Raw genomic sequence first — 24,750 nt, forward strand, 5'->3', positions numbered from 1 at the left:
CACGGCGTTCTCAAAGGGGCAGGTGCGGCCAGTCGTCAGCGACCAGGAACAGCCGCTCTGCCTCTTCCCACGCCCCGTCCGCCTGCTCCTCCAGGCGGACCAGCAACTGTGCAGGGGCATGCTCGTCCAGTGCCTGCAACCATTCGCCGATCCCAGCATGCACCAGCAGGTCCTCGGCCTGGAAGCGAGCCGGTGCCAGCCACGCGTGGCGCGGCAAAGGCTGCCAGCACTGCTGTGGTGGCGGTGACCAATCCTTGCGGTGCGACCAGTGCCCACGCAAATGTTGCGGATTGCTCGGCGACGGTGAGTCGGTCTGGCCGTGACAGGGGTAGAACAGGTAGCCGCTCATCCACAAGTGCGCATTGATCTCATCGACACCCAGATCGGCCAGCCTGTCACGTGCCTGTGCACTGCGCGACATGGGCAACTGGTGACCCACGACATGGGCCAGTTTGCTGCCTAGTCGGTCGTGGCAGCCGGGGCCCAGCCAATCGGCCGGGTCGTGGCCGTCAGTCTGCTGGGGGCCGAGGTACAGCTTTATCGCCAGTTCCAGATGATGCACGCCCTCGCGATCGCGCAGGACGATATCCAGTTCGCCCAGCGTTCTACCGCTTTGGCGAATCGCCAGGTTGCCGGCCAGCAACTCGACGCCAGGGGCGTGGCGCAGGGCAAACTGCCAGAGACTTTCGTAGTACAAGCCCAAACGCTGGCTGGTCAGCTGTACCAGCCAGGCGCGCAGCGGCTGGTCGTCGGCATCCAGCGACCGTAGCCACAGCGCCAGGCCTTGTGGATCGTCCGCCCAGGCACTGCCCGTCAGCGGATGGCGCTGGGGGCAGGGCGGGGCACTGAGCAGCGGCGGCGACAGCAGTACCCACGCCAGGTCGCGAACCGCTGGGCGGCGAAGTTGGCGGGGCAGGTCGTGCAGATCGGCAAAAGGCATCATCCTGCGAGCATAGCCGGTTTGCCGCTGCCCGGTCGTTTCGCCCATAATCCCGGCATAGTCACCCGCCGCAGAGCCTCGCAGGAGCCCCATGGAGCAATTTCGCAATATCGGTATCATCGGACGCCTTGGCAGCTCGCAGGTGCTCGACACCATTCGCCGACTGAAAAAATTCCTCCTCGAGCGCCACCTGCACGTGATCCTCGAGGACACCATCGCCGAAGTCCTGCCCGGCCATGGCCTGCAAACCTCCACCCGCAAATTGCTAGGCGAGGTCTGTGACCTGGTCATCGTGGTAGGGGGCGACGGCAGTCTGCTGGGCGCCGCCCGCGCCTTGGCCCGTCACAATATTCCGGTGCTGGGCATCAACCGGGGTAACCTGGGCTTTCTGACCGATATCCGCCCGGACGAGCTGGAAGTGAAAGTCGCCGAGGTGCTCGACGGCCATTACCTGGTGGAAAACCGCTTCCTGCTGCAGGCCGAGGTGCGCCGCCATAACGAGGCCATCGGACAGGGCGATGCGCTCAACGACGTGGTGCTGCACCCTGGCAAGTCGACGCGGATGATCGAGTTCGAGATCTACATCGACGGCCAGTTCGTCTGCAGCCAGAAAGCCGACGGCCTGATCGTCGCCACGCCCACCGGCTCCACCGCCTATGCGCTGTCCGCTGGCGGCCCGATCATGCACCCCAAACTCGACGCCATCGTGATCGTACCGATGTACCCGCATACCCTGTCTGGGCGGCCGATCGTGGTGGACGGCAACAGCGAGCTGAAAATCGTCGTGTCCAAGGACCTGCAGATCTACCCGCAGGTTTCCTGTGATGGCCAGAACCACTTCACCTGCGCCCCTGGCGACACCATCACGGTGAGCAAGAAGCCACAGAAGCTGCGCCTGATCCATCCGCTGGACCACAACTACTACGAGGTCTGCCGCACCAAGCTCGGCTGGGGCAGCCGCCTGGGAGGTAGGGACGACTGATGCTCGATCCGGCGCGAAGTTTCGACATCATCGGCGACGTGCACGGCTGTGCACTGACCCTCGAACGGCTGCTCGACGCCCTCGGCTACAAACGGGTCGGCGGTGTCTGGCGCCACCCTCGGCGCCAGGCGTTGTTCCTGGGTGACATCGTCGATCGCGGGCCGCGCATTCGCGAGGCGCTGCACATCGTCCACGACATGGTCGAAGCCGGCCAGGCGTTCTGCATCATGGGTAACCATGAATACAACGCCCTGGGCTGGGTGACCCCGGCACTGCCGGGCAGTGGCAAGGCCTACGTGCGCGAACATACACCCCGGCATGCCCGCCTGATCGACGAGACCCTGACTCAGTTCGCCCATCATCCAGGCGACTGGCACGACTTCCTGCAGTGGTTCCATGAGCTGCCGCTGTTCGTCGATGCCGGGCGTTTCCGCCTGGTGCACGCCTGCTGGGACGCCCGTCTGATCGAACCGTTACGCCAGCAATATCCGCAAGGGCGCATCGACGAGCATTTCATCCAGGCATCGGCGGTGTCCGGCAGCTTTGCCGCCACCGTGTGCAATCGCCTGTTGCGCGGCACCGACATGCGCCTGCCGGACGGCCTGACACTGACCGGTGGCGATGGCCTGACCCGAGCCTTTTTCCGCACCAAGTTCTGGGAGGAAGACCCGCAGACCTACGGCGACATCGTTTTCCAGCCCGATGCCTTGCCGGAGGAAGTGGCCAGGACACCGCTCAGCCACACCGAGAAAAATGCTTTGCTGCGCTATGCCGAGGACGAGCCCATGCTGTTCGTTGGCCATTACTGGCGTAGTGGCCGACCGGCGCCGATTCGCGACAACTTGGCATGCCTGGACTACAGCGCGGTGCTGTACGGCAAACTGGTGGCCTACCGGCTGGATGACGAAACCCGTATCGACCCGCACAAGTTCGTCTGGGTCGATGTCGACCGACCGCAGGCCAACCAATGAACGTCGTTGAAGTGATACGCCTGCCGCTGACGGTCGACCTCAGCGGCTTCGTCCAGCTGCTGCAGCGCCTGCAGGTGCCGCACCGTGTGATCGTGGAGGGCGAAGCCCAGGTGCTGTGGGCGCCAGAGACAATGGCCGCCGACGTCCTCCAGCTTTATCAGCGCTTCCCGGACGGCAGCGCCGACGTACCGCTTGCGCAACCCCCTGTGGAAGCCAGTATGCCGGTGAATGCTCCAGCACCACCGTCCCTGGCCGAACAAGCCCGTGCCTGCAAGGTCACCGCCTTCATCCTGTTCCTGTGCCTGGTGGTCGCTGGCCTCACTGGCTTGGGCGAGAACTTCACCACCATAGGTTGGTTCACCTTTCTGGACTTCCGCGTCCAGGGCGAATACCTGTACTTCACCCCCTTGGCGCAAAGCCTGGGCGATGGGCAATGGTGGCGGCTGGTCTCGCCCATGCTGTTGCACTTTGGCGTGCTGCACCTGGCGATGAATGGCCTATGGTACTGGGAGCTGGGCAAACGCATCGAACTGCGCCAGGGCCCATGGATGCTGCTCGGCCTGACCCTGTTATTCAGCCTGGTGTCCAACCTGGCCCAGCATTTCGCCAGCGGGCCGAGCCTGTTCGGCGGCTTGTCCGGCGTGCTGTACGGGTTGCTGGGGCACATCTGGTTGTACCAATGGCTCGCGCCGAACCCGCTGTTCAGCCTGCCCAAGGGGGTACTGGTGATGATGCTGATCTGGCTGGTCATCTGCCTGACCGGTGTGGTCGGCCAGCTCGGGTTTGGTCAGATCGCCAACGCCGCCCATGTCGGCGGGTTGCTCATCGGATGCTTGACGGGCCTCTTGGGTGGGGCCCTTGCCCGGCGTAAACTGTCGGTTTGATTACGGCTTTGTACGAGAAGTGCCTGCCCGACCATCATGCTGCGTTGAAAACAGGCTCGGAATGCGTATTTACAAACAGTAAACTCCGCTTCCTCGCCTGTTTTTGCCTCGCCTGATCGCCGTTCGGCGATTTTCGTCCAAACCCCAGGAGACGCTATGTCCACTTTCGCGCAAATGATCGAAAACATTACCCCTGAAATCTATGCAAGCCTGAAAACGGCCGTGGAAATCGGCAAATGGTCCGACGGCCGCAAGCTCACCCCCGAGCAGAAAGAGCTGTCGCTACAGGCCGTGATCGCCTGGGAGATGAAGAACCTCCCCGAGGAGCAGCGCACCGGCTACATGGGCCCGCAAGAGTGCTCGTCGAAATCTGCGCCAATCCCTAACATTCTGTTCAAGTCGGACTCGGTACATTGATCGAACTCGCTCGTGGCTCTCTGAGCAAGATGGCGGTACGCCTGGAAGCGCCGGTCGTCCAGTACAGCTTCCGCCTGGATGACACGCAGGTGCCGGTGAACCCGCTGATCGGGCAGTCGATCCGCCTGGAATACCTTGGCGCCATTCATTGCACCCACTGTGGCAAACGCACCAAGACCAGCTTCAGCCAGGGCTACTGCTACCCGTGCATGACCAAGCTGGCCCAGTGCGACGTGTGCATCATGGCCCCGGAGAAATGCCACTACGACGCAGGCACTTGCCGCGAACCCGCCTGGGGCGAGCAGTTCTGCATGACTGACCACGTGGTGTACCTGGCCAATTCGTCGGGTATCAAGGTCGGCATCACCCGCGCCACTCAACTGCCCACCCGCTGGCTCGACCAGGGGGCTAGCCAGGCGCTGCCGATCATGCGCGTGGCCACCCGTCAGCAATCGGGTCTGGTCGAAGATGTGCTGCGCAGCCAGGTACCGGACCGCACCAATTGGCGCACGCTGCTCAAGGGCGACGCCGAGGTGCTCGACCTCATGGCCATCCGCGAGCAGATCTTCGACGCCTGCGCCGACGGTATCCGCGGTTTGCAGGAGCGTTTCGGCTTGCAGGCCATCCAGCCGTTGGCGGATGCCGAGGTGGTCGAGATGCGTTACCCGGTGGAGGCTTACCCGAAAAAGATCGTCAGCTTCAACCTCGACAAGGACCCGGTGGTGGAAGGCACGCTGCTGGGCATCAAGGGCCAGTACCTGATTTTTGACACCGGCGTGATCAACATTCGCAAGTACACGGCCTACCAACTGGCCGTGCTTCAGTAAAGGATCGTCACCATGCGCACCGAACAACCGCAAGTGATCTACCTCAAGGATTATCAGGCCCCTGAGTACCTGATCGACGAGACGCACCTGACCTTCGAGCTGTTCGAGGACCACACGCTGGTCCATGCGCAACTGGTCATGCGCCGCAACCCCGAGCGTGGCGCCGGTCTGCCGCCGCTGGTGCTCGATGGCCAGCAACTGGAACTGTTGCGTGCGTCGCTGGACGATCAGGAGTTACAGGCGGGCGACTACCAGCTCGATGGCGACAGCCTGACCGTGCAGCCTGAAGGCGAGCGCTTCACCCTCGATACCAGCGTGAAGATCCACCCGGAATCCAACACAGCCCTCGAAGGCCTTTACAAGTCCGGCAAGATGTTCTGCACCCAGTGCGAGGCAGAAGGTTTCCGCAAGATCACCTATTACCTCGACCGCCCGGACGTGATGAGCACCTTCACCACCACGGTGATCGCCGAGCAGCATCGCTACCCGGTGCTGCTGTCCAACGGCAACCCGGTCGGCAGCGGCCCGGCCGAGGATGGCCGGCACTGGGCGACCTGGGAAGACCCGTTCAAGAAGCCGGCCTACCTGTTCGCCCTGGTGGCCGGAGACCTGTGGTGTGTCGAGGACAGCTTCACCCGCCAGTCCGGTCGCGACGTGACCCTGCGCATTTACGTCGAGCCCGAGAACATCGACAAGTGCGACCACGCGATGGTCAGCCTCAAGAACTCCATGCGTTGGGACGAACAGGTCTACGGCCGTGAATACGACCTGGATATCTTCATGATCGTCGCGGTCAACGACTTCAACATGGGCGCCATGGAAAACAAGGGCCTGAACATCTTCAACTCCAGTTGTGTGCTGGCCCGTGCCGAAACCGCCACCGACGCCGCCCACCAGCGCGTCGAAGGCGTGGTTGCCCACGAGTATTTCCACAACTGGTCGGGCAACCGCGTGACCTGCCGCGACTGGTTCCAGCTGTCGCTCAAGGAAGGCTTCACGGTGTTCCGCGATGCCGAATTCAGTGCCGACATGAACTCGCGCACGGTCAAGCGCATCGAGGACGTCGCCTACCTGCGCACCCACCAGTTCGCCGAAGATGCCGGCCCCATGGCCCACCCGGTGCGCCCGGACAGCTTCATTGAGATCTCCAACTTCTACACCCTGACCGTCTACGAGAAGGGCGCCGAGGTGGTGCGCATGGTCCGTACCCTGCTGGGCGCCGAGGGCTTCCGCAAGGGCAGCGACCTGTACTTCGAACGCCACGATGGCCAGGCGGTGACCACCGATGACTTCATCAAGGCCATGGAAGATGCCAACGGTGTCGATTTCACCCAGTTCAAGCGTTGGTACAGCCAGGCCGGCACGCCGCGCCTGGAGGTCAGCGAGTCTTATGACGCGACGGCGCAGACCTACAGCCTGACGTTCCGCCAGAGCTGCCCGGCGACCCCGGATAAGGTCGAGAAGCTGCCGTTCGTGATCCCGGTCGAACTGGGGCTGCTCGATGCTGCAGGCAACGACCTGCCACTGCAGCTGGCCGGTGAAGGCTCGGCAGCAGGTACCACCCGTGTGCTGTCGGTGACCGAAGCCGAACAGACCTTCACCTTCCAGGGCATCGCGGCCAAGCCGCTGCCGTCGCTGCTGCGCGGTTTCAGCGCCCCGGTGAAACTGAGCTTCCCGTACGACCGCGACCAACTGATGTTCCTCATGCAGCATGACAGCGACGGCTTCAACCGCTGGGAAGCGGGCCAGCAGCTGTCGGTGCAGGTGTTGCAGGAGCTGATCGGCCAGCATCAGCGCGGCGAAGCGCTGAAGCTCGACCCGCGGCTGATCACCGCCCTGGGCACCGTGCTGGGCAACGCATCGCTCGATGCAGCCATGGTCGCCGAAATGCTGTCGCTACCGGGCGAGGCCTACCTCACCGAGATCAGCCAGGTGGCCGATGTCGATGCGATCCACGCAGCTCGCGAGTTCGCTCGCCAGCAAATCGCCGAGCAGCTGTTCGACGCGCTGTGGGCCCGCTACCAGGCCAACCGCGAGGTATCGCGCAACACCCCCTATGTGGCGCAAGCCGAGCACTTTGCCCGTCGCAGCCTGCAGAACATCGCGCTGTCCTACCTGATGCTGACCGGCAAGCCGCAGGTGCTGGAAGCGACACTTGAGCAGTTCGAGCACTGCGACAACATGACCGAGCGCCTGACCGCCCTGGCCGTGTTGGTCAACGCCTCGTTCGAAGCCGAGCGGGCCAAGGCGCTGGAGGCCTTTGCCGAACATTTCAAGGACAACCCGTTGGTCATGGACCAGTGGTTCAGCGTGCAGGCGGCCAGTGCGTTGCCCGGTGGCCTGGCGCGGGTCAAGGCGCTGATGCAGCACCCGGCCTTTACGTTGAAGAACCCGAACAAGGTGCGTGCGCTGATCGGTGCGTTCGCCGGGCAGAACCTGGTCAACTTCCATGCGGCCGACGGTTCCGGGTACCGCTTCCTGGCTGACCTGGTGATCGAACTGAATGCGCTGAACCCGCAGATCGCTTCGCGTCAGTTGGCACCGCTGACCCGCTGGCGCAAGTACGACGATGCGCGGCAGGCATTGATGAAGGGCGAGCTGGAGCGGATTCTCGCTTCGGGCGCGCTGTCCAGCGATGTGTATGAAGTGGTGAGTAAGAGCCTGGCCTGAGTGCTCGATAAGCTGAACTCGCCTCTTCGCGGGTAAACCCACTCTTACAGGTACACCACTGCGGTGGGATGACGGTAGGAGCGGGTTTACCCGCGAAGCTTTTGGGGCGGTTAACAAAACATAACGTCCTGCCCGTTGTATTGCCGCGACGTTCCCCGATAGCATGACCCCAAGCTATTGCAGGCCTCTAGATCAGGCTTTTCGCAGTACCTGCAAGGCACAGACCCACCAAGAAAAACACAACAGGGGACGGTCATGAGGGAGCGGTTTTTGACGCAGGCCAGGCCTGGTGCCTGGCCGTTGGCGACCGGTGCGATGCTGGCGCTGGCATTGGGTATGTGGGCGCACACCACGCAAGCGGCCGCCGCCCAGGAGTATTCCACCGAGTCGGCCAAGGCCAGCCAGAGCCTGTTGATCGACGCTGCCCATGCCGGAAAACGGCTGGTGGTGGTGGGGGATCGTGGCCATATCCTGTTCTCCGACGACCAGGGCAAGGCCTGGACCCAGGCACGCGTGCCCACCCGGCAGTTGCTGACCGCTGTCTTCTTTCTCGATGACAAACGCGGCTGGGCGGTGGGTCACGATGCCCAGATCCTCGCCAGCAACGACGGTGGCGCGACCTGGAGCAAACAGTTCGAAGACCTGTCCCGCGAGTCGCCGCTGCTCGATGTCAGCTTCCTCGATGCCCAGCATGGATTTGCTGTCGGTGCCTATGGCGCGTTGCTGGAAACCACCGATGGCGGCCAGCATTGGCAAGATGTGGCCGAGCGCCTCGACAACCCCGATCAACTGCATCTCAACGGTATTGCCCAGGTCAAGGATGCGGGCCTGTTCATCGTCGGCGAGCAGGGCTGCATGTTCCGCTCGGGCGACAACGGCCAGACCTGGTCGAAGGTCGAGGGGCCTTACGAAGGGTCGCTGTTCGGTGTGATCGGCACCTCCCAGCCTCGCACGCTGCTCGCCTATGGCCTGCGCGGCAACCTGTTCCGCTCCACCGATTTCGGCGACACCTGGCAGCCGATCGAACTCAAGGCCACACGTGGCACACTCGAATTCGGCCTGGCAAGCGCTACGCTTCTCGATGACGGCACCCTGGTGCTGGTCGGCAATGGTGGCAGCGTGCTGCGCAGCCACGATGACGGCCAGACCTTCAGCGTCTATAACCGCGCCGACCGCATCGCCCTGGCCGGAGTCAGTGGCCTGGCCAACGGAGGCTTGTTGCTGGTGGGGCAGGGCGGTGTGCACCTGGCCACAGCCGAAGGTGGCGAGCAAACTACCGGGGAGGTGCGTCCATGACCAGTCGCGAGAGCATTACCATGCATCCTCACCACCAGGACAAGGCCACGTTGCTGGAACGCCTGATCTTCAACAACCGCCCGGTGGTCATCGCTTTGTGCCTGCTGGTGAGCATTTTCCTGTTCTGGCAGGCCACGCAGATCCGCCCGTCCACCAGCTTCGAGAAAATGATCCCACTGCAGCATCCGTTCATCGAGCAGATGATGGAGCACCGCAACGACCTGGCGAACCTCGGCAATACGGTGCGCATCTCGGTCGAAGCAGTCAATGGCGACATCTTCGACAAGGACTACATGGAGACCCTGCGTCAGATCCATGACGAGGTGTTCTACATTCCCGGTGTCGATCGCGCCGGCCTCAAGTCGCTGTGGAGCCCCAGCGTGCGCTGGACCGAAGTCACCGAGGAAGGTTTCTCCGGTGGTGAGGTGATACCCAACACCTACAACGGCTCGGCCGAGAGCCTCGACGCGCTGCGCGACAACGTGCTCAAGTCGGGCCAGGTCGGTCGCCTGGTGGGCAACAACTTCAAGTCCAGCATCATCGATGTGCCGTTGCTCGAGCGTTACCCGGACCCACAGGACCAGGGTAAGCTCATCAAGCTTGACTACCAGCAATTCTCCCACCAGCTGGAAGAGAAGATCCGCGACAAGTTCCAGGCCCAGAATCCCAACGTGAAGATTCACATCGTGGGCTTCGCCAAGAAAGTCGGCGACCTGATCGACGGCCTGGTGATGGTGGCGATGTTCTTCGGTGTGGCGCTGCTCATCACCTGGGCCCTGTTGTACTGGTTCACCTGGTGCATCCGCAGCACCATCGCCGTGCTCATCACCACCCTGGTGGCGGTGGTATGGCAGCTAGGGCTGATGCACGCGGTCGGCTTTGGCCTGGACCCTTACTCCATGCTGGTGCCGTTCCTGATCTTCGCCATCGGTATTTCCCATGGCGTGCAGAAGATCAACGGCATCGCGCTGCAGTCCAGCGACGCCGACAATGCCCTGACTGCCGCGCGGCGTACTTTCCGCCAGCTGTTCCTGCCGGGCATGATCGCCATTCTCGCCGACGCGGTGGGCTTCATCACCTTGTTGATCATCGACATCGGCGTTATCCGCGAACTGGCCATTGGCGCCTCCATCGGTGTCGCGGTGATCGTATTCACCAACCTGATCCTGCTGCCGGTGGCGATTTCCTATGTGGGCATCAGCAAGAAGGCCATCGAGCGCAGCAAGAAGGACGCCACCCGTGAGCATCCGTTCTGGCGCCTGTTGTCCAACTTCGCCAGTGCCAAGGTGGCGCCGGTGTCGATCGCCCTTGCTCTGGTGATGTTCGCTGGCGGGCTCTGGTACAGCCAGAACCTGAAGATCGGCGACCTTGACCAGGGTGCGCCGGAATTGCGCCCGGACTCGCGCTACAACCAGGACAACAATTTCATCATCAGCAACTACTCCACCAGCTCTGATGTGTTGGTGATCATGGTCAAGACGCCGTCCGAGAGCTGCTCGATCCACTCGACCATGGCGCCGATCGACGAGTTGATGTGGACCATGGAGAACACCCCTGGCGTGCAGTCGGCGATCTCTTTGGTGACGGTGTCCAAGCAAGTGATCAAGGGCATGAACGAGGGCAGCCTGAAATGGGAAACCCTGTCGCGCAACCCGGACATCCTCAACAACTCCATCGCCCGCGCCGATGGCCTGTACAACGCCGATTGTTCGCTGGCGCCGGTGCTGGTGTTCCTGAACGACCACAAGGCCGAAACCCTGGAGCGGGTGACTGCTGCGGCCAAGGCCTTTGCCGACAGCCACAACAAAGAGGGGCTGCAGTTCCTGCTCGCGGCCGGTAACGCCGGTATCGAGGCGGCCACCAACGAGGTCATCAAGTCCGCCGAGCTGACCATTCTGATCCTGGTGTACATCTGCGTGGCGGTGATGTGCATGATCACCTTCCGTTCCTTTGCCGCCACCCTGTGCATCGTGCTGCCACTGGTGCTGACTTCGGTGCTGGGTAACGCGCTGATGGCGTTCATGGGCATCGGCGTGAAGGTCGCCACCTTGCCGGTGGTGGCCCTGGGGGTGGGTATTGGCGTTGACTACGGCATCTACATCTACAGCCGCCTGGAGAGCTTCCTGCGCGCAGGCATGCCGTTGCAGGAGGCCTACTACCAGACCCTGCGTTCTACTGGCAAGGCGGTGTTGTTCACCGGGTTGTGCCTGGCCATCGGGGTATGCACCTGGATCTTCTCGGCGATCAAGTTCCAGGCTGACATGGGGCTGATGCTGACCTTCATGCTGCTGTGGAACATGTTCGGTGCGCTGTGGCTGCTGCCGGCGCTGGCGCGGTTCTTGATCAAGCCGCAGAAGCTGGCGGGCAAGGAGGGTGGGTCGATCTTCGCCCATTGACAGCCGTGGGTCTTGATCGCCGGCAAGCCGGTTCCTACCCGGGGGTAGGAACCGGCTTGCCGGCGATAAGGCTATAATGCCGCCTCATTTCCAATGGGTACCCCCATGTCTTCCCTCGCCAACGCTCTCCAGTCTTGCGACATGCTCCTGATCGACGGTCTGCACGCCTTCGATTTCACCTTCGACGCCACTGGCCTCACCGTCGAGTGCATGGACGGCCGTCAGATGCGCCGCTGGAGTTTCACCACCGAACAGGTCGCCGCCGCTGTGGGCTCAGGCGATCAGTGGCAGCTCAACGATGACCAGGGCGAGCATCGTCTAGTCTGTATGAGTGCCTTTCGTGCCTCGGATGAAGACGAAGATGAATCGGACCTGGAAGAGCCTGCTGGTCGCTAGTTGCATGAGCGTTCTGATCGACGCCCACGCCGAGACCTTGTTGGTGGGCAGCTATACCGATGGCGTCAGCCAAGGCATCTACCGTTATCACTTCGACAGCAAGCGCGGTCACATCGACCCCACTCCCTTGCAGGTGGTCGATAGCGTAAGTCCTTCGTGGCTGGTGCTGTCGGCCGATCACCGGCAGTTGTTCGCGGTCAACGAAACCGCGCAAGGCACCGTCAGCAGCTTCAGTCTCAGCAGCAAGGGTGTGATCAAGCCTTTGAACCAGGTGCCGACGCAGGGTGATGAACCCACCCACGCCAGCCTCAGCCATGACCAGCGTTACCTGTTCGTCGCCAACTACGCGGTCGCAGCCGATCCAGGCGGCAGCCTGGTGGTGGTGCCCGTCGCCAAGGACGGCAAGCTCAATCCAGTGGTGCAGCAGGCCAGGCACAAAGCCAGTGGCGTCAATCCCGAACGCCAGGCCGGTGCGCATGTACATGCACTGGTACTGTCGCCGGATGGGCGGCACCTGTACGCCTGCGACCTGGGCGCCGACAAGGTGTTCATCTATCGCTACGACGGTGCCAGCCCGACGCATCCGCTGAGCCCGGCGATTCCCGCCTCGGTGGCGTTGCCGCCGGGTAGCGGGCCTAGACATCTGCTGTTCGATGCCAAGGGACGTCATGCCTACCTGACGCTGGAAATGAGCGCAGAAGTGGTCATGTTCGATGTGCAGGATGGTGCGCTGCTGGAGCGACAGCGCTTGCCGCTGACCGAGCGCCAGGAGCCCGAGGCGAAAGCGGCCGGTGGGTTGCATCTGTCGGCCGACGGGCGCTTTCTGTACGTGAGCAACCGAGGCGCGGCCAACGAGATCGTGGCGTTCAGCGTGGCCAAGGACGACGGCCAGTTGAGGTTCTTGCAACGGCGCTCGGTCGAAGGCGACCACCCCCGTGAATTCGCTCTGGATCCAAGCGACAACTTCGTGCTGGTGGCCAATCAGAAGAGCAATCAGATCGTGGTGATGCGCCGCGACCCACGTAGCGGGATGATCGGCGAGACCTTGCAAAAACTGCCACAGGATGCGCCTTCGGACCTGAAGTTTGTCGAGTAACTATCAACCGGCGTGATATTCGCTACTGCCGCAATGAATTTCTGCAGGCGGCTTCAGCGGCGTAAGTTTGACCCAAGGCCCAAACGGGCCAACGTCAAACCACCGCAGTCGAGGTCAGCCCAGATGAACTTCAATCTCTTCCCGGTCATTGCCGCATCCGCCATTTCCGCCTCCGTGGTACTGCCGGCGCATGCCCATGCCGACAGCCGCGCCAAGGCGTCGGCCACCCACAGCTATACCGAGCAGTACCTGCGCCAAAGTGCGCATTTTCATGCGGCACTGAGTGGTAAGCATGCCCATTGAGCATCTGCATTGACCCTATCGCCGGCAAGCCTGCTTCTACTGGGGCCCCGCCGTATCTGTAGGAGCCGGCTTGCCGGCGATAGGGCCAATAAGCTCAACGGGCCATCACCGCCTTGAACAGGTCCGATGCCAGCCACCCCTCTAGCCAGCTCCGCACTCGCGGATAAGCCGCCTCGGCGAACCACTGAGGTTCGACCCCGGCAAACTGGCGCATCAAGGGTAGTAATGCGGCATCGGCCAGGCTGGGATGGTCGGCGAGCAGGTAGGGGCGTGCTTGCAGCAACTGTTCAAGCTCCGCCAGCCAAGGTTCGGCTTGCTGGCGGTAATGCTGGCGCGAGTGCTGCGGGTGACGCTCGGCGTACTTGTATAGATTGACCTGCGCCTTGAATTCTCGGTCGTTGCGCTCGATCAGCCCTTCGGCCTGCCGGGCTGCCGCGGGGTCGCCCCGCAGTTGCCAATCCTGTGGGTCATGCTGTTGCAACGCCCAGCGCATGATGTCCAGGCTTTCCTCCAGCACTGCACTACCCGTATCGAGCACCGGGACCGTGCCTTTGGGCGACAGGGCCAGCAGCTCGGCCGGCTTGTCCTTCATCGCCACTTCACAGACCTGTACGTCGCAGCCGGCGTAGCGCAGGGCCAAACGCGCGCGCATGGCCCAGGGGCAGCGTCGGAACGAGTAGAGAATCACCCGCACACCTCGACATCGCTCAGGCCGTTGCCCTGGCGACGCACCTGGATCTGCACCGGAATGCGCTCATGCATCTCTTGTACGTGCGAGATCACCGCCACTTTGCGCCCTTGGGCCTGCAAGCCATCGAGGGCATCCATGGCCAGTTGCAGCGACTCGGGGTCCAGGCTGCCAAAGCCTTCGTCGATGAACAGCGACTCGATGCGCAGTGTGCTCGACGCCATCGACGCCAGCCCAAGTGCAAGGGCCAGCGACACCAGGAAGGTTTCGCCACCGGACAACGAGTGCACTGAACGCAGCTCGTCACCCATCTCGGTGTCCATCACCAGCAGGCCCAGTGCACTGCCGCCGCGCTTGAGGCGGTAGCGGCGCGCCAGTTGGCGCAGTTGCGCGTTGGCATGGTGCAGCAGCAGGTCGAGGTTGTAGCCCTGGGCGATCTTGCGGAACACGTCACCCGATGCCGAACCTATCAACGCATTGAGCCGCGCCCAGCGCTGCCATTGCTGGTAGGCCTGCTCGATTTCGCCGGCCAGTGCCTGGTGTGCCTGCTGGCGACGTTGATCATCGGCTTGCTGGGCGCGCAGTTCGGCGCATTGTTGTTCAAAGCTGGTCAGATGCTCGCGAAGTTGGGCCAGGGCCTGGTCCAGCTCTTCGGCTGATGCATCGACCGTGGTGTGCGCCGAGTGCTGCTGCAGGCGTTGCTCGCGTTCCTGAAGTACCACGCGGCCCTGTTCGATGGCCTTTTCCGCACCTTGCAGTTGCTGGCGAAGCTCGATCACCTGCGCATCATCCAGCGCCAGCAGGCGGTCGAGACCTGCATCGTCCAGTTCAGGGTGCTCGGCGCGCCACTGGGCGATCTCACCCCGCAATTGCTGATGCTCTTGTTCGAGTGCCTGGCGGCGGGCCTCGTTGGCCTTCAGTTCGCCTGCCAACTGTAAGGCTTGCGTGCGTGCATCCTGCAGATGCTGCGCGGTCTGGGCTTCGAGCGCGCGGGCCTGCTCCAGTTGCTGCTCAAGAGACTGTTGCCAGGCTTCGGCGCTTGGGTGCACCCCCAACAGCTCAGTCAGTGCGGCGCGAGCCTTGTCCATCTGCTCGGCCAGGCCATCGATTTGCTGTTGCAGCTCTTGCTGGCGTTGCACACGAGTCTGCTGCTGGTCACGCAACCGTTCCAGTTGCTGCAGCCGCTGCTGCTGTTCCTGCTGCTCGTCCTTTTGGTGCTCCAGCTGCTGCAGGCGCTGGGCAATCTGCTGGTCGAGGCTGAGGAAGGCATGCGCCGGTTCGTCGCGCAGGGCTTGGAGAATGTCGGCTGGCAGTAGGCTGGCGAAGTCCGCCAGGGCCTGCTCCAGGCGCTGTTGATCCGCATCTAGCGCCTGGTGTTGCTGGTCCAGGCGCTGCTGTGCCTGCTGCTGTGCTTCGCCGGCGGCTTGCAGTTGCTGATTGAGGCGAGCGGCTTCTTTCTGTACCGCGAGCAGGGTGGCCTGACGACTCTCGTCCCGGCTGATCTCCTGCTCCAGGCGACGCAGCTGGCCATCCAGCCAGGCACCACGGGCCGCTGGGTCATGGGCGCTGAGCGCCGCCCAGAGGGCATGAGCGGCCAGTTGTTCGGCCAACGGCTGCAATTGTTCGCTCAACTGCCCGTGCTGATGCTGGTATTCCTTGATCTGGCCGTTGACCACACCGACCTGGGTGCGCAGCTCGATCAGGCGGGCATTGAGCTGTTCGACCAATGCGACTGCCGCCGCTTCCTCGGCCTGATCGTGTCGGCCGAGGCTATGCAGCAGTGCTTCGGGCTGATGGAACGGGTGCTCGGCACTGCCACACACCGGGCAAGGTTCGCCATCACGCAGTTGGCCACGCAGCTCCTCGACGCTGGTGTTGCGTGCCAGGCGCTGCCGTTCGAGCAACTGGCGGGTCAGGGTCAAGGCTTGTTCGGCGTTTTCCAGCTCGGTCTTGGCGGCGGTGCCTTCGCCGATCAGTTGCTGGCGTTGTTGCAGGGCCTGTTGCTGGCGCTCGCGCAGCGAAGCGATGCCTTGCTGCAGTTCTTGCTCGCGGGTGTGCAGGCGCGACAATTCTTCCACGGCGCGTTGCTGCTTACGGTTTTCCTGCAGCATGCCGCCCAGCAGGTCGAGCTGCTCGGCCAGCGCCTGGGGTTCTGCGCCAGCCTCGCGGAACAGCACCTCGAAGGCGTCGCGCTGTGCTTGCAGCTGGGCATTGGCCTGGCTGGCCTGGGCTTGCAAGCCAGGCAGCTCCTCGCGGCCTTGGCTGAGGCGGTTGCCGATCTGCAGCAGCTGTTGCAGTTGCGGGCGGTAGGCCTGCCAGGCGTTGCTCAGCGTGTGCAGCGAAGCGCTCTCTGCCAGGGCGGCGTCGATCCGTGCCAGTTGCTCCTGGCTTCGTTGCTGCTGCTCATCGAGTTGCTGCACCTGTTGCTGCAACGCGCCGGCGGCCAGGTCGGCCTGCTGGCGCGTTTCGCGCAGCTTGCCCAGCTCTTGCGCCAGACGGGCGAGGGTGTCTTGCTCGGCGAAAGCCTGACGCAGGCGTGGGGCGTTTTCGCTCTGATTGCCTTGGGCTTGGCTCAACGCCTGACGTGAAGTTTCCAGCGCCTGCTCAAGTTCGGTGCAGCGGGTGTTCAGATCGTTGTGCTGGCGCTGCTGCTCGCTGAGGGTGGTGGCCAGCGGTGCCAGTGCCGCCTGCAGCGTCTGCTGGCGATGGAACTGGTGGCGCTGCGGCGCCAGGCGTTCCAGGCGCTGCAGGTCGATGCGTTGTCCGGACAGCTGCTCCCACGCCAGTGCTGCATCCTTGAGCGCCTGCGCAGCCTCGTTGTGCTGGGCCTGCAGCTGCTGTTGTTCGACAAGCCAGGCCCGTTGTTGCTCCAGTTGTCGTTCGCGGGCCTGGTCGGCCTTGAACTGCTGCTGGGCCTGCTCCAGGCGTTGGTCAAGCTCGGCACGGGCTTCGCTGGCCATGGGCAGCAAATGGCTGGCGCGGTCTTTCAAGGCACTGTGGGCTTCGCTGGTTTCCCGCGCCTTGCTGAACGCGCGTTGGCCAAGGCGGGTGTAGATGGCGGTGTTGGTGAGCTTTTCCAGCAGCTCGCTGCGTTCTTTGTCGTCGGCCTTGAGGAAGGCGCCGAACTCACTCTGGGCCAACATCACTGCGCGGGTGAACTGTTCGAAGTTCAAGCCCAGGCGTGCTTCGATCAGTTGCTTGTACTCGTTCTTGCCGCTGCCCAGGAGTTGTTCGCTGTCCAGGTCGTACAGGCTCTGGCGGCTGTTCTGCAGCTTGCCGTTGGCCTTGTCGCGGGCGCGGTTCGCTTCCCAGCGCGCCCGGTAGCGGTGGCCATCGATGCCCAGGAAGTCGACTTCGGCAAAGCCGCTACCCGTGCCGCGGCGCAACAGGTTGCGCGGGTCTGAGGTGGGGATTTCGCCGTCGGCGTCTGGCACCTTGGCTTCACGGCCGATGTCTTCGAGCCGTGGCACGCTGCCGAACAGGGCCAGGCATAGCGCGTCCAGCAAGGTGCTCTTGCCGGCGCCAGTAGGGCCAGTGATGGCGAACAGGCCGGCGCTGGCCAGCGGCTCGGCGGTGAAGCCGATGTCGATCGGACCGGCCAGGGACGCCAGGTTCTTGAGGCGAATGGCGAGAATTTTCATGGCAGTTCCTCTTCGAGCTGTACGTCCTGCAGCAACAGGGCGAAGTCGGACAGGGCCTGCTCGTCCACCGGGCTGCCGTAGGCCTGCTCCCAGGCGCGGCTGAACAGGTCTTGCGGCGTCATCTGCGCCAGTTCCACGAAGGCCTGGTCATCGTCCTGCTGTTCGCCACGGCCGGCGTATTCGGCGCTGATGCGCACCAGGCGCACGGCCTTGCCATGCAGGGCCTGCTCGATTTGCTGGCGCAGGTCGGGCTGCGGTTCGTCCAGGCGTACGCGCACTTCCAGCCAGGGCTGGCGGTTGGGGTCTTCGAGCAAGTCGATCATCGGCAAGTCGGCGAGCTGCTGGAGCACTTCACCCAGCGGCGCGGGGCCCAGGCGCTGCAGTGCCACGGCGCGCGGCACCGGGCGCGCTTCGACGCTGATCAGCTCGGTGCCTTCCAGCTCCACCTCCAGTACCTGGTGGGGGTAGTTGATCTCGGCGAACGACAGCGGTATCGGCGAGCCGCTGTAGCGGATGCGGTTCTCGCGGTTGACCTTCTGCGGCTTGTGCAGGTGGCCCAGGGCGACGTAGCTGATGGCTTTGTCGAAGAGCTTGGCCGGCAAGGCTTCGGCATTACCGATGATCAGGCTCCGCTCGGAGTCTTCCGAGACTGAGCCGCCGGCCATGTGTGCATGGCTGATGGCAATCAGCGCCTGGTCTTTCTTGCGTTTTTGCTGCGCTGCGCCGATCAGTTGCTGGTGTACCTGGTGGATACCTTGCAGGTAATCGTCACCCAGCTGCGGGCCAGTGACTTCCGCCGGACGCAGGAAGGGCAGGGCCAGGCACCAAGCGCAGACCTTGCCGCGGGCGTTGGTGAGCGGAATGAGCAGGCGCTCGGCATCCAACTGGCCTTCGTCGAGCCAGTGCACGCGGCCCAGGGCATGGGTGCGCAGGCGCCGCATCAGCGCGGCGGGCAGTTCGATCCGCGAGCCGGAATCGTGGTTGCCGGCGATCATCACGATGTCCAGCTTCGGCAGCTGTTCATGGGCCTGGACGATGAAGTCGTAAAGGCGCTCCTGGGCTTTGACCGGTGGGTTGACCGTGTCGAAGATATCGCCAGCGATCAGCAGCGCATCGGGTTGGCGCAGCCGTAGTTGGCCCAGCAGCCAGTCGAGGAAGCAGGCGTGTTCGAAGTCGCGTTCCTGGCCGTGCAGGCTTTGGCCCAGGTGCCAGTCGGAGGTGTGAAACAGACGCATGGATGACCTGTTGGTGTCGAGTCGGGCAAGCGAGGGAAAGGGCGGTATGGTAACCCAAGCAGGGGGGCGTGGTGTTTGTCGTGAGGTGTTCCGTGTCGGTTGGATCGAGCCCCGCGCGCGGCGCTCGATCTCCAGGACGCCGCGCACTGAAGGCGGGCACCCCAGCCCCTCACTTGGGATACAGTGGCGGCAGGCTTCCTGTTTCTCCAGCGGGTGGCAACACCTGTTCGGCCGGCGGAATGGTGCCGATGGCGCGCCACAATTCATCGCCATGCCAATACTGTCCGCTTTCGCTGTAGAGAGCCCCGTTCAGGCTGTCCAGTGCATCGGACAAGGGCACGAACCGAGCGGCCATGTCGGCCAGGGTTTCCGGTTGCTGGCGTGCCCAGGCATCGAGCGCCTGGCGCGTGGCCTGCGGGTCGTTGGCCTGGCAGGCTCGCTTGATGTCGTCCATCAAGGTGCGTGGGCTCGGACCATTCTGCGCCGCACGCAACACCGCTGGTTGGGAGCGTGCCCGCCACCAGAGGGCGAAGCCCAGTACCGTGGTGAGGGCCAGTATCAAGGTGGCCAGCTGCCAGGGCCAGAGCAGCGTGCTGCCGCTGCGGGTGTCGCCCACCGGTGTTTCGGCGCTCAGTGCCGGGTTGTCCTGCACATCGAGGTTGCGAGCGGGCAGGCTTGAGTGCTCTAGATGGTCTTCGCGGGTGTTCCACCAAGTGACCTCCAGCGCCGGCAGTGCCAGCTGGCCGCTGTGGATTGGGACCAGTGCCTCGCGTTCCTCGCGGTTGGCGGTCATGCCACGTTCGTTGATTTCATTACGCAGCAACGGTTGGTCGGGATAGCGACGCAGGCCGGTGATTTCAGTGGCTGGTAGTGGCGGCAACTGAGTGCTTGAGAGGCCCTCGGCGCGTAGGGTGATGTTACGGGTCAGCGAGTCGCCGATCTGCACCTTCTGTTGCGCAGGGTCAGGGTTCCAGTGTTCTTCCAGGCTCAGGCTGCGGGCGGGCAGCCAAGGCGTATCGGCAGGCCAGGCGGTGGGAATAGGGCGCACGTTCAAGCGCAGCGGCAGCGAGCTGACCTGCAGCTGGCGGCCGACCCGTGCGCTACCAGCCGGTTGCTGGCCATTGTCGGCGGCGGTGGCGGTGAAGGTCAGCGGTGGAATGTCCACGGTGCCGCTTTGCTGCGGGTACAGAGCGTAACGGGTTTCGATCACGCCATGACGAATGCCGTTGATGTCCTTCTCGTAGGTGCGCGACTCACCCAGTTGCTCGACCTTGGCGCTCTCCAGTTGCAGGGGGCTCAAGCTGCTGTCGTCGTACAGCGATACCGAGTGATAGATGCGCACGGTCAGCACGGCCTGCGCCTGGACGTAGACATCGCTGCTGTCGAGGCTGGCTTCGACGAATACCTGGGCCGCGCTGTCCGTCCGGCTGGCGTCGGCCTGCACCACCTGAAGCTCGATGGTCTGACTACGTGATTGGCCCAGTTGCAGTTCGGGGATGACCAGGCTGCCGCTGCGGCGTGGCAGCAGTGTGATGATCCAGCGGGTGCTGGCACGGGTTTCGCCGTCGAGGGTGTGCAGGCTGTTCAACTGGCGCGTGCCACGCACTTCGAAATCGCCCTCCAGCGCACGCAGGTCAGGCTTGCCGAACTGGGTCACATCCTGGCTTTCAAGGGTCAGTTCCAGGGTTTCGCCGGCTTCCAGGCGAGTGCGGTCGACGCTGGCCTGCAGGCTGGGTTGGGCCTGGGCCACCAGGGCCCACAGCAGACAAAGGAGAAAGACGCCGAAGCGACTCATCGTGGATTTTCCTGATGCAATTGCTGTTCATACCAGAATTTGCGCCGCAGCAGTTCCGCCGGGTTGTCGGGGATCTCTCGCAGCCATTGTTCCAGGGCCTGGCGTTGCTCTGCGTCAAGGCTGGTCGACACCGGGCGTTGCGGCGCCTGTGTAACGCTGTCGTCGTCACCGCCCTGGGTGTTGGGTGGTGTCTGACCGTTCTGACTACTCTCGCCGGGTGCCTCGGCGGCCTGTTCGCTGTTGCCGGGTGTGCCCTGGGCCGGGTTGCTGGCCGAGCTACTGTTGCCCTCGGTGTCGCTGCCGGGAGTGCCTTGGGCATCGTTGTCGGCTTGTGGTTCCTCGCCCTTGGCTTCGCGTTGCAGCAGCAGTTGCTGGACCAGCGCCTGGTTGTCCAGCGCCGCCTTGAGGTCGGGCTGTCGCTCCAGGGCTTGCTCGTAGGCATCCAGGGCAGCTTCCAGCTCGCCGCTACGGGCCAGGGCATTGCCTCGATTGTAGTGGGCCGCGGCAGTGTTGCTCTGTGCGAAGGCCTGGGCGGCGCCCGCGAAGTCGCCGGCCTGGTAGAGCGCCATGCCACGCCACTGTGGGTCCTGGAAGTGATGCGCGGCCTCGGCCGGGCGGTTTTGTTCGAGCAGGCGTTGACCTTGCTGGTCGGGGCGCAGCCACAGGTCGTTGAACTCGAAGGCCTGGCTGGGCTGCGGCACGGCCAGCAGCAGTGGCAGGCAGAACAGCCAGCCGCGCCGGCCGGCACAGGCTGCCAACAGCAACAGTGGGAGCAACAGCCAGTAACCCTGGTCGGCCCAACTGTCCAGTTGCACGCTTTGACCGTCGTTGCGCAGGGCGCGGGGGTTGTCGAACAAGCCCAGGCCACGCAGGTCCAGATCGTCGATGCGGGCGTGGCGATAGCGCCCGCCGGTACTGCTGATGAAGGCCTTGAGGCTGGCGCTGTCCAGGCGCGGCAGCAGGATGCCGCCCTGATCGTCCTTGAGGAACTCGCCATTGGCCTGGCGCACCGGTGCGCCTTGACTGCTGCCGATGCCCAGCATCAGCAGGCTCGGCCCCTGACGGCCCAAGGCATGAATGATGCCCTGGCGTTCCTGTTCGCTAAGCGCCGAGCCAATCAGCAACAGCCGACCCTGGCCCAGGCCACTTTGAGCCAGCAGCGACAGGCCTTTTTGTACGGCCAGGTCGGCACGCTGGCCTGCCTGCGGCATGATCGACGGGTCGATGGCTTCGAGCAGGTTGCGTGTCGTGCCCAGGTCGTCGGATAGCGGGACCAGCGTGTGTGCGCTGCCGGCGTAGACGACGAGGGCGGTCTGGCTGTCGCGACGGTGTTCGAGCAGGTCGAGCACTTTGCGCCGGGCGTGTTCCAGGCGGTTGGGCGGGCTGTCTTCGGCAAGCATCTGCGGAGTCAGTTCGAGCAGGATCACCAATGGGTCGGCGGGGCGCTGGCGGGTTTCTTCCACGCGCTGCCAGCTGGGCCCGAGCAAGGCCAGCACCACCAGGAACCAGGCCAGCCCCAAGGCCACCCATGGCAGTTTGCTGGTGCTGCCAGTGCCGCCCCCTAGCAGCACTGGATGGAAAGCGGGCGGCAAGATCATCTGCCAGCGCCCGGCGCGTTTGCGTCGGTGCCACAGTTTGAAGATCAGCCAGCCGAGTAGCGGCAGTACCAGCAGCCAGAGGGGGCGCAGCCATTGTGGCCAAAGGTCGATCATCGCCGTCTCCTCAGGCGCAGGCGCTTCAGGCGTTGGCGCCATTCCGGGTGAGGCTGCAGGAACCGAGGCTTGCGCAGCAGGCGCTGCAGTCGGTTGTCCGGCCATTGCACGGCAACCACCAGCAGTACGCTCAGCAACAACGCAAGGGCCAGCGGCCAGGCGTACAAGTCTTTGGCCGTGCGTGCCTGGGTCGGTTGCTGGGCCACGGGCTCCAGTTGATCGAGGGTGTCGCCGATGGCGTCCAGTTCGGCGCCGTCGTGGGCACGGAAGTAGGTGCCGTGAGTGATCTCGGCAATCTCCTTCAGCGAGGCCTCGTCCAGGTCCAGGCTCGGGTTCAGGCCGAGCAGGCCAGGGGTTCCGCTGGCCTCGGGGTTCGCGCCGATACCGATGGTGTAGATGCGTACGCCCTCCTGGGCTGCCAAGCGTGCCGCGGTCAATGGGTGGATCTGCCCGCCGTTGTTGGCACCGTCGGTGATCAGCACCAGGACCCGGCTCTGCGCCGGACGCTCGCGCAGGCGCTTGACCGCCAGGCCAATGGCGTCGCCGATGGCTGTGTTCTTGCCGGCGATGCCGATTTGCGCTTCGTCGAGGAAAGTACGCACCGTGCGCCGATCGAAGGTGAGGGGGGCCTGCAGGTAGGCCTGGCTGCCGAACAGGATCAAGCCGACCCGGTCACCCTCGCGGTCCTGAAGGAAGTCGCCAAGCAGTGCCTTGACCAGGTCCAGGCGGCTGATGTCCTCGTCCTTCCATTGCATGTCGGGGAAGTCCATGGAGCCGGAGACATCCACGGCCACCAGCAGGTCACGACCACTGGCCGCCACCGGCACCGGGTCGCCAAGCCATTGTGGGCGCGCGGCGGCGAACAGTAGCAGGAGCCAGATCACGACATAGGGCGCCTGTTGCCGCCAGGTTGGCAGGTTCAGGCGCGCCCGGCGCCCGGCCAGTCCTTCCAGTTCATCGAGAAAGCCCACCTTCAGCACCGGCTCGCCGCTGTCGGCGGCGGGCAGCAGCAGACGCGCCAACCACGGCAACGGCAGCAGCGTGAAGATCCACGGCCAGGCCAGCTCAAACATGCTTGCGGATCCAGGTTTCGACCGCCTGGCTGAGCCCGGCGATGGCTTTGTCGTCGAGCTTGCACTCGGGTTTGTAGGCGCCTTCGACTAGCACCATCCAGCGGGTAAGGCCTGCGGCTGGGCAGCGGTTGTCGAGGAAAGCCAGCCATTGGCGCCCGTTGAGGGTATGGCTATTGGCGCCGGGGTAGTGGTTGCGGCACAAACGTTTGAGCAGGGCATTGATCTGTTGTAGCCAGGCACCTGCGGGGGCGCCGTCGTAGGGGCGCGGCAGGCGAGCCAGTTCGGCCAGGGCCTCGACACGCACCGGGTCGAGTGGTTGTTCGGCGCGCACGATGGGACGCTTGCCGGGGCGCCAGCGGCGCAGGCGCCAAATGGCCCACGCGAGCAGCGGCAGTATCGCGAGCAACAACCACCAGCCTGGCGCGGGCGGCCACACGCCGATCGCCTGCGGCGCGATCAAAGGCTGCAGTTGGTCCAACGGGTTCATTTGCCGCTCCCAGGGCGCTGAGCATTCAGGTACTCGCGCAACTGTTCGATCATTTCGCTCTGAGTGCTCAGCGGCATCATCAGGACGCGCAATTTTTGCGTCATGAGCTCCCAACGCTCGACTCGGGCTTCGGCTTGCTGTCGGTAGGCCTGGCGCAGGTTGGCGTCGAGGGTGTCGAGTTCCAGCTGCGCGCTGCGCTGGGCGAAGCGCAGGAGCCCGGCGGCGGGCAGGGCGTGGTCGAGCGGATCGGACACTGGAAGCAGCAGCAGGTCGCAATGGCGCGAAAGCATGGCCAGGTGCTGTTCGGCCTGGTCGGTCAGCGAGCGTTCGTCGCAGATGACGATGGCTAGGCTACCGGGACGCAGCACCTCGCGGGCCCGGCGCAGGGCAAGGCCGAGGTTGTCGGCCTGGGGCACGGCTTCGGTGTGCAGGGACTGGTTGACCTTGGCCAGACGGTTGAGCAGTTGCAGCAGGCTTTGCTTGCTGCGTCGGGGTTTGACTTCGTGGTGTTCGTTGTCACCGAACACCAGCCCACCGATGCGGTCGTTATGGCCCAACGCGGCCCAGCCGAACAACGCCGCGGCCTGGGCGGCCAAGACCGATTTGAACATCAGCCCCGAGCCGAAGAACAGCCGCTGGCTTTGTTCGACGAGGATGAAGATTGGCCGTTCGCGTTCTTCATGGAAGAGTTTGGTGTGTGGCTCCTGCGTGCGTGCGGTGACGCGCCAGTCGATGTTGCGCACGTCGTCGCCGGCCTGGTACACGCGCACCTGGTCGAAGTCCACCCCGCGCCCACGCAGTTTGGAGTGGTGCAGGCCGACCAGTGGGCTGCGCTGGCCGGGGCGCGAGAACAGCTGGATCTCGCGTACTCGGTGGCGCATGTCGATCAGCTCGGCTAGGCCAATGCGGATGCCGGGCTCGGCCAGCTGAGTGGTGGGCAT

The 24,750-nt window shown here is 63.9% G+C and carries 20 protein-coding genes; 11 read left to right on the top strand and 9 right to left on the bottom strand.

The genetic code is table 11. The annotated features are described in order from the left end of the window. Positions 1 to 10: 10 nt before the first annotated feature. Positions 11 to 988, bottom strand: coding sequence for a DUF1853 family protein (locus tag P3R38_RS07535; RefSeq protein ID WP_277686963.1), 978 nt, complete (start codon positions 986 to 988; stop codon positions 11 to 13). 43 nt (positions 989 to 1,031) lie between these two features. On the opposite strand from P3R38_RS07535, the gene P3R38_RS07540 reads away from it, so the two are divergent. From P3R38_RS07540 to P3R38_RS07590, 11 genes are all read left to right on the top strand, one after another. Further along, entirely contained in the window at positions 1,032 to 1,922 is an 891-nt protein-coding gene (locus P3R38_RS07540) for an NAD(+) kinase (protein WP_023379489.1), read from the top strand. Then, positions 1,922 to 2,893: a metallophosphoesterase gene (locus P3R38_RS07545; protein ID WP_023379490.1), complete on the top strand. Its 972-nt coding sequence runs from the start codon at positions 1,922 to 1,924 to the stop codon at positions 2,891 to 2,893. Before P3R38_RS07540 ends, P3R38_RS07545 begins: the two co-directional genes overlap by 1 nt. Further along, positions 2,890 to 3,777 carry a rhomboid family intramembrane serine protease gene (locus tag P3R38_RS07550; protein ID WP_277686964.1) on the top strand — a complete coding sequence of 296 codons (888 nt, stop codon included), beginning with the start codon at positions 2,890 to 2,892 and terminating at the stop codon, positions 3,775 to 3,777. Before P3R38_RS07545 ends, P3R38_RS07550 begins: the two co-directional genes overlap by 4 nt. A 156-nt stretch (positions 3,778 to 3,933) precedes the next feature. Beyond that, positions 3,934 to 4,194 (top strand): DUF1315 family protein, encoded by a 261-nt coding sequence (locus P3R38_RS07555; protein ID WP_023379492.1) that lies wholly within the window; start codon positions 3,934 to 3,936, stop codon positions 4,192 to 4,194. Beyond that, the gene (locus P3R38_RS07560; protein WP_023379493.1) at positions 4,191 to 5,021 is read left to right on the top strand and encodes a DUF2797 domain-containing protein; all 831 of its coding nucleotides are present in this window, start codon (positions 4,191 to 4,193) and stop codon (positions 5,019 to 5,021) included. Before P3R38_RS07555 ends, P3R38_RS07560 begins: the two co-directional genes overlap by 4 nt. 12 nt (positions 5,022 to 5,033) lie before the next feature. Continuing rightward, positions 5,034 to 7,691, top strand: coding sequence for an aminopeptidase N (gene pepN / locus P3R38_RS07565; protein WP_027907518.1), 2,658 nt, complete (start codon positions 5,034 to 5,036; stop codon positions 7,689 to 7,691). A 255-nt stretch (positions 7,692 to 7,946) separates the two neighbouring features. Further along, positions 7,947 to 8,987, top strand: a complete 1,041-nt coding sequence (locus P3R38_RS07570) for a YCF48-related protein (RefSeq protein WP_277686965.1) — start codon at positions 7,947 to 7,949, stop codon at positions 8,985 to 8,987. Positions 8,988 to 9,007: 20 nt separating this feature from the next. Then, the gene (locus tag P3R38_RS07575; protein ID WP_041925608.1) at positions 9,008 to 11,383 is read left to right on the top strand and encodes an RND family transporter; all 2,376 of its coding nucleotides are present in this window, start codon (positions 9,008 to 9,010) and stop codon (positions 11,381 to 11,383) included. Positions 11,384 to 11,488: 105 nt separating this feature from the next. After that, positions 11,489 to 11,779, top strand: coding sequence for a DUF5629 family protein (locus P3R38_RS07580; RefSeq protein ID WP_104882799.1), 291 nt, complete (start codon positions 11,489 to 11,491; stop codon positions 11,777 to 11,779). After that, entirely contained in the window at positions 11,745 to 12,875 is a 1,131-nt protein-coding gene (locus P3R38_RS07585; RefSeq protein WP_277686966.1) for a lactonase family protein, read from the top strand. Before P3R38_RS07580 ends, P3R38_RS07585 begins: the two co-directional genes overlap by 35 nt. A gap of 123 nt (positions 12,876 to 12,998) precedes the next feature. Continuing rightward, entirely contained in the window at positions 12,999 to 13,178 is a 180-nt protein-coding gene (locus P3R38_RS07590) for a hypothetical protein (protein WP_023379501.1), read from the top strand. A gap of 94 nt (positions 13,179 to 13,272) precedes the next feature. On the opposite strand, the gene P3R38_RS07595 is transcribed toward P3R38_RS07590, so the two are convergent. From P3R38_RS07595 to P3R38_RS07630, 8 genes are all read right to left on the bottom strand, one after another. Further along, positions 13,273 to 13,866, bottom strand: a complete 594-nt coding sequence (locus P3R38_RS07595) for a glutathione S-transferase (protein ID WP_027907513.1) — start codon at positions 13,864 to 13,866, stop codon at positions 13,273 to 13,275. Further along, the gene (locus P3R38_RS07600) at positions 13,863 to 17,507 is read right to left on the bottom strand and encodes an AAA family ATPase (RefSeq protein WP_277686967.1); all 3,645 of its coding nucleotides are present in this window, start codon (positions 17,505 to 17,507) and stop codon (positions 13,863 to 13,865) included. Before P3R38_RS07600 ends, P3R38_RS07595 begins: the two co-directional genes overlap by 4 nt. Continuing rightward, positions 17,504 to 18,742 (bottom strand): exonuclease SbcCD subunit D C-terminal domain-containing protein, encoded by a 1,239-nt coding sequence (locus tag P3R38_RS07605; protein ID WP_023379504.1) that lies wholly within the window; start codon positions 18,740 to 18,742, stop codon positions 17,504 to 17,506. Before P3R38_RS07605 ends, P3R38_RS07600 begins: the two co-directional genes overlap by 4 nt. Positions 18,743 to 18,911: 169 nt before the next feature. Then, entirely contained in the window at positions 18,912 to 20,537 is a 1,626-nt protein-coding gene (locus P3R38_RS07610) for a BatD family protein (protein WP_023379506.1), read from the bottom strand. Beyond that, the gene (locus tag P3R38_RS07615) at positions 20,534 to 22,249 is read right to left on the bottom strand and encodes a tetratricopeptide repeat protein (protein WP_277686968.1); all 1,716 of its coding nucleotides are present in this window, start codon (positions 22,247 to 22,249) and stop codon (positions 20,534 to 20,536) included. The genes P3R38_RS07610 and P3R38_RS07615 overlap by 4 nt, the downstream gene beginning before the upstream one ends. After that, positions 22,246 to 23,322 carry a VWA domain-containing protein gene (locus P3R38_RS07620; RefSeq protein WP_023379508.1) on the bottom strand — a complete coding sequence of 359 codons (1,077 nt, stop codon included), beginning with the start codon at positions 23,320 to 23,322 and terminating at the stop codon, positions 22,246 to 22,248. Before P3R38_RS07620 ends, P3R38_RS07615 begins: the two co-directional genes overlap by 4 nt. Then, positions 23,315 to 23,809: a DUF4381 domain-containing protein gene (locus P3R38_RS07625; protein WP_023379509.1), complete on the bottom strand. Its 495-nt coding sequence runs from the start codon at positions 23,807 to 23,809 to the stop codon at positions 23,315 to 23,317. The genes P3R38_RS07620 and P3R38_RS07625 overlap by 8 nt, the downstream gene beginning before the upstream one ends. After that, positions 23,806 to 24,750: a DUF58 domain-containing protein gene (locus tag P3R38_RS07630; RefSeq protein ID WP_023379510.1), complete on the bottom strand. Its 945-nt coding sequence runs from the start codon at positions 24,748 to 24,750 to the stop codon at positions 23,806 to 23,808. Before P3R38_RS07630 ends, P3R38_RS07625 begins: the two co-directional genes overlap by 4 nt.

This window comes from Pseudomonas sp. NyZ480, from assembly GCF_029537255.1.
GTDB lineage: Bacteria > Pseudomonadota > Gammaproteobacteria > Pseudomonadales > Pseudomonadaceae > Aquipseudomonas > Aquipseudomonas taiwanensis.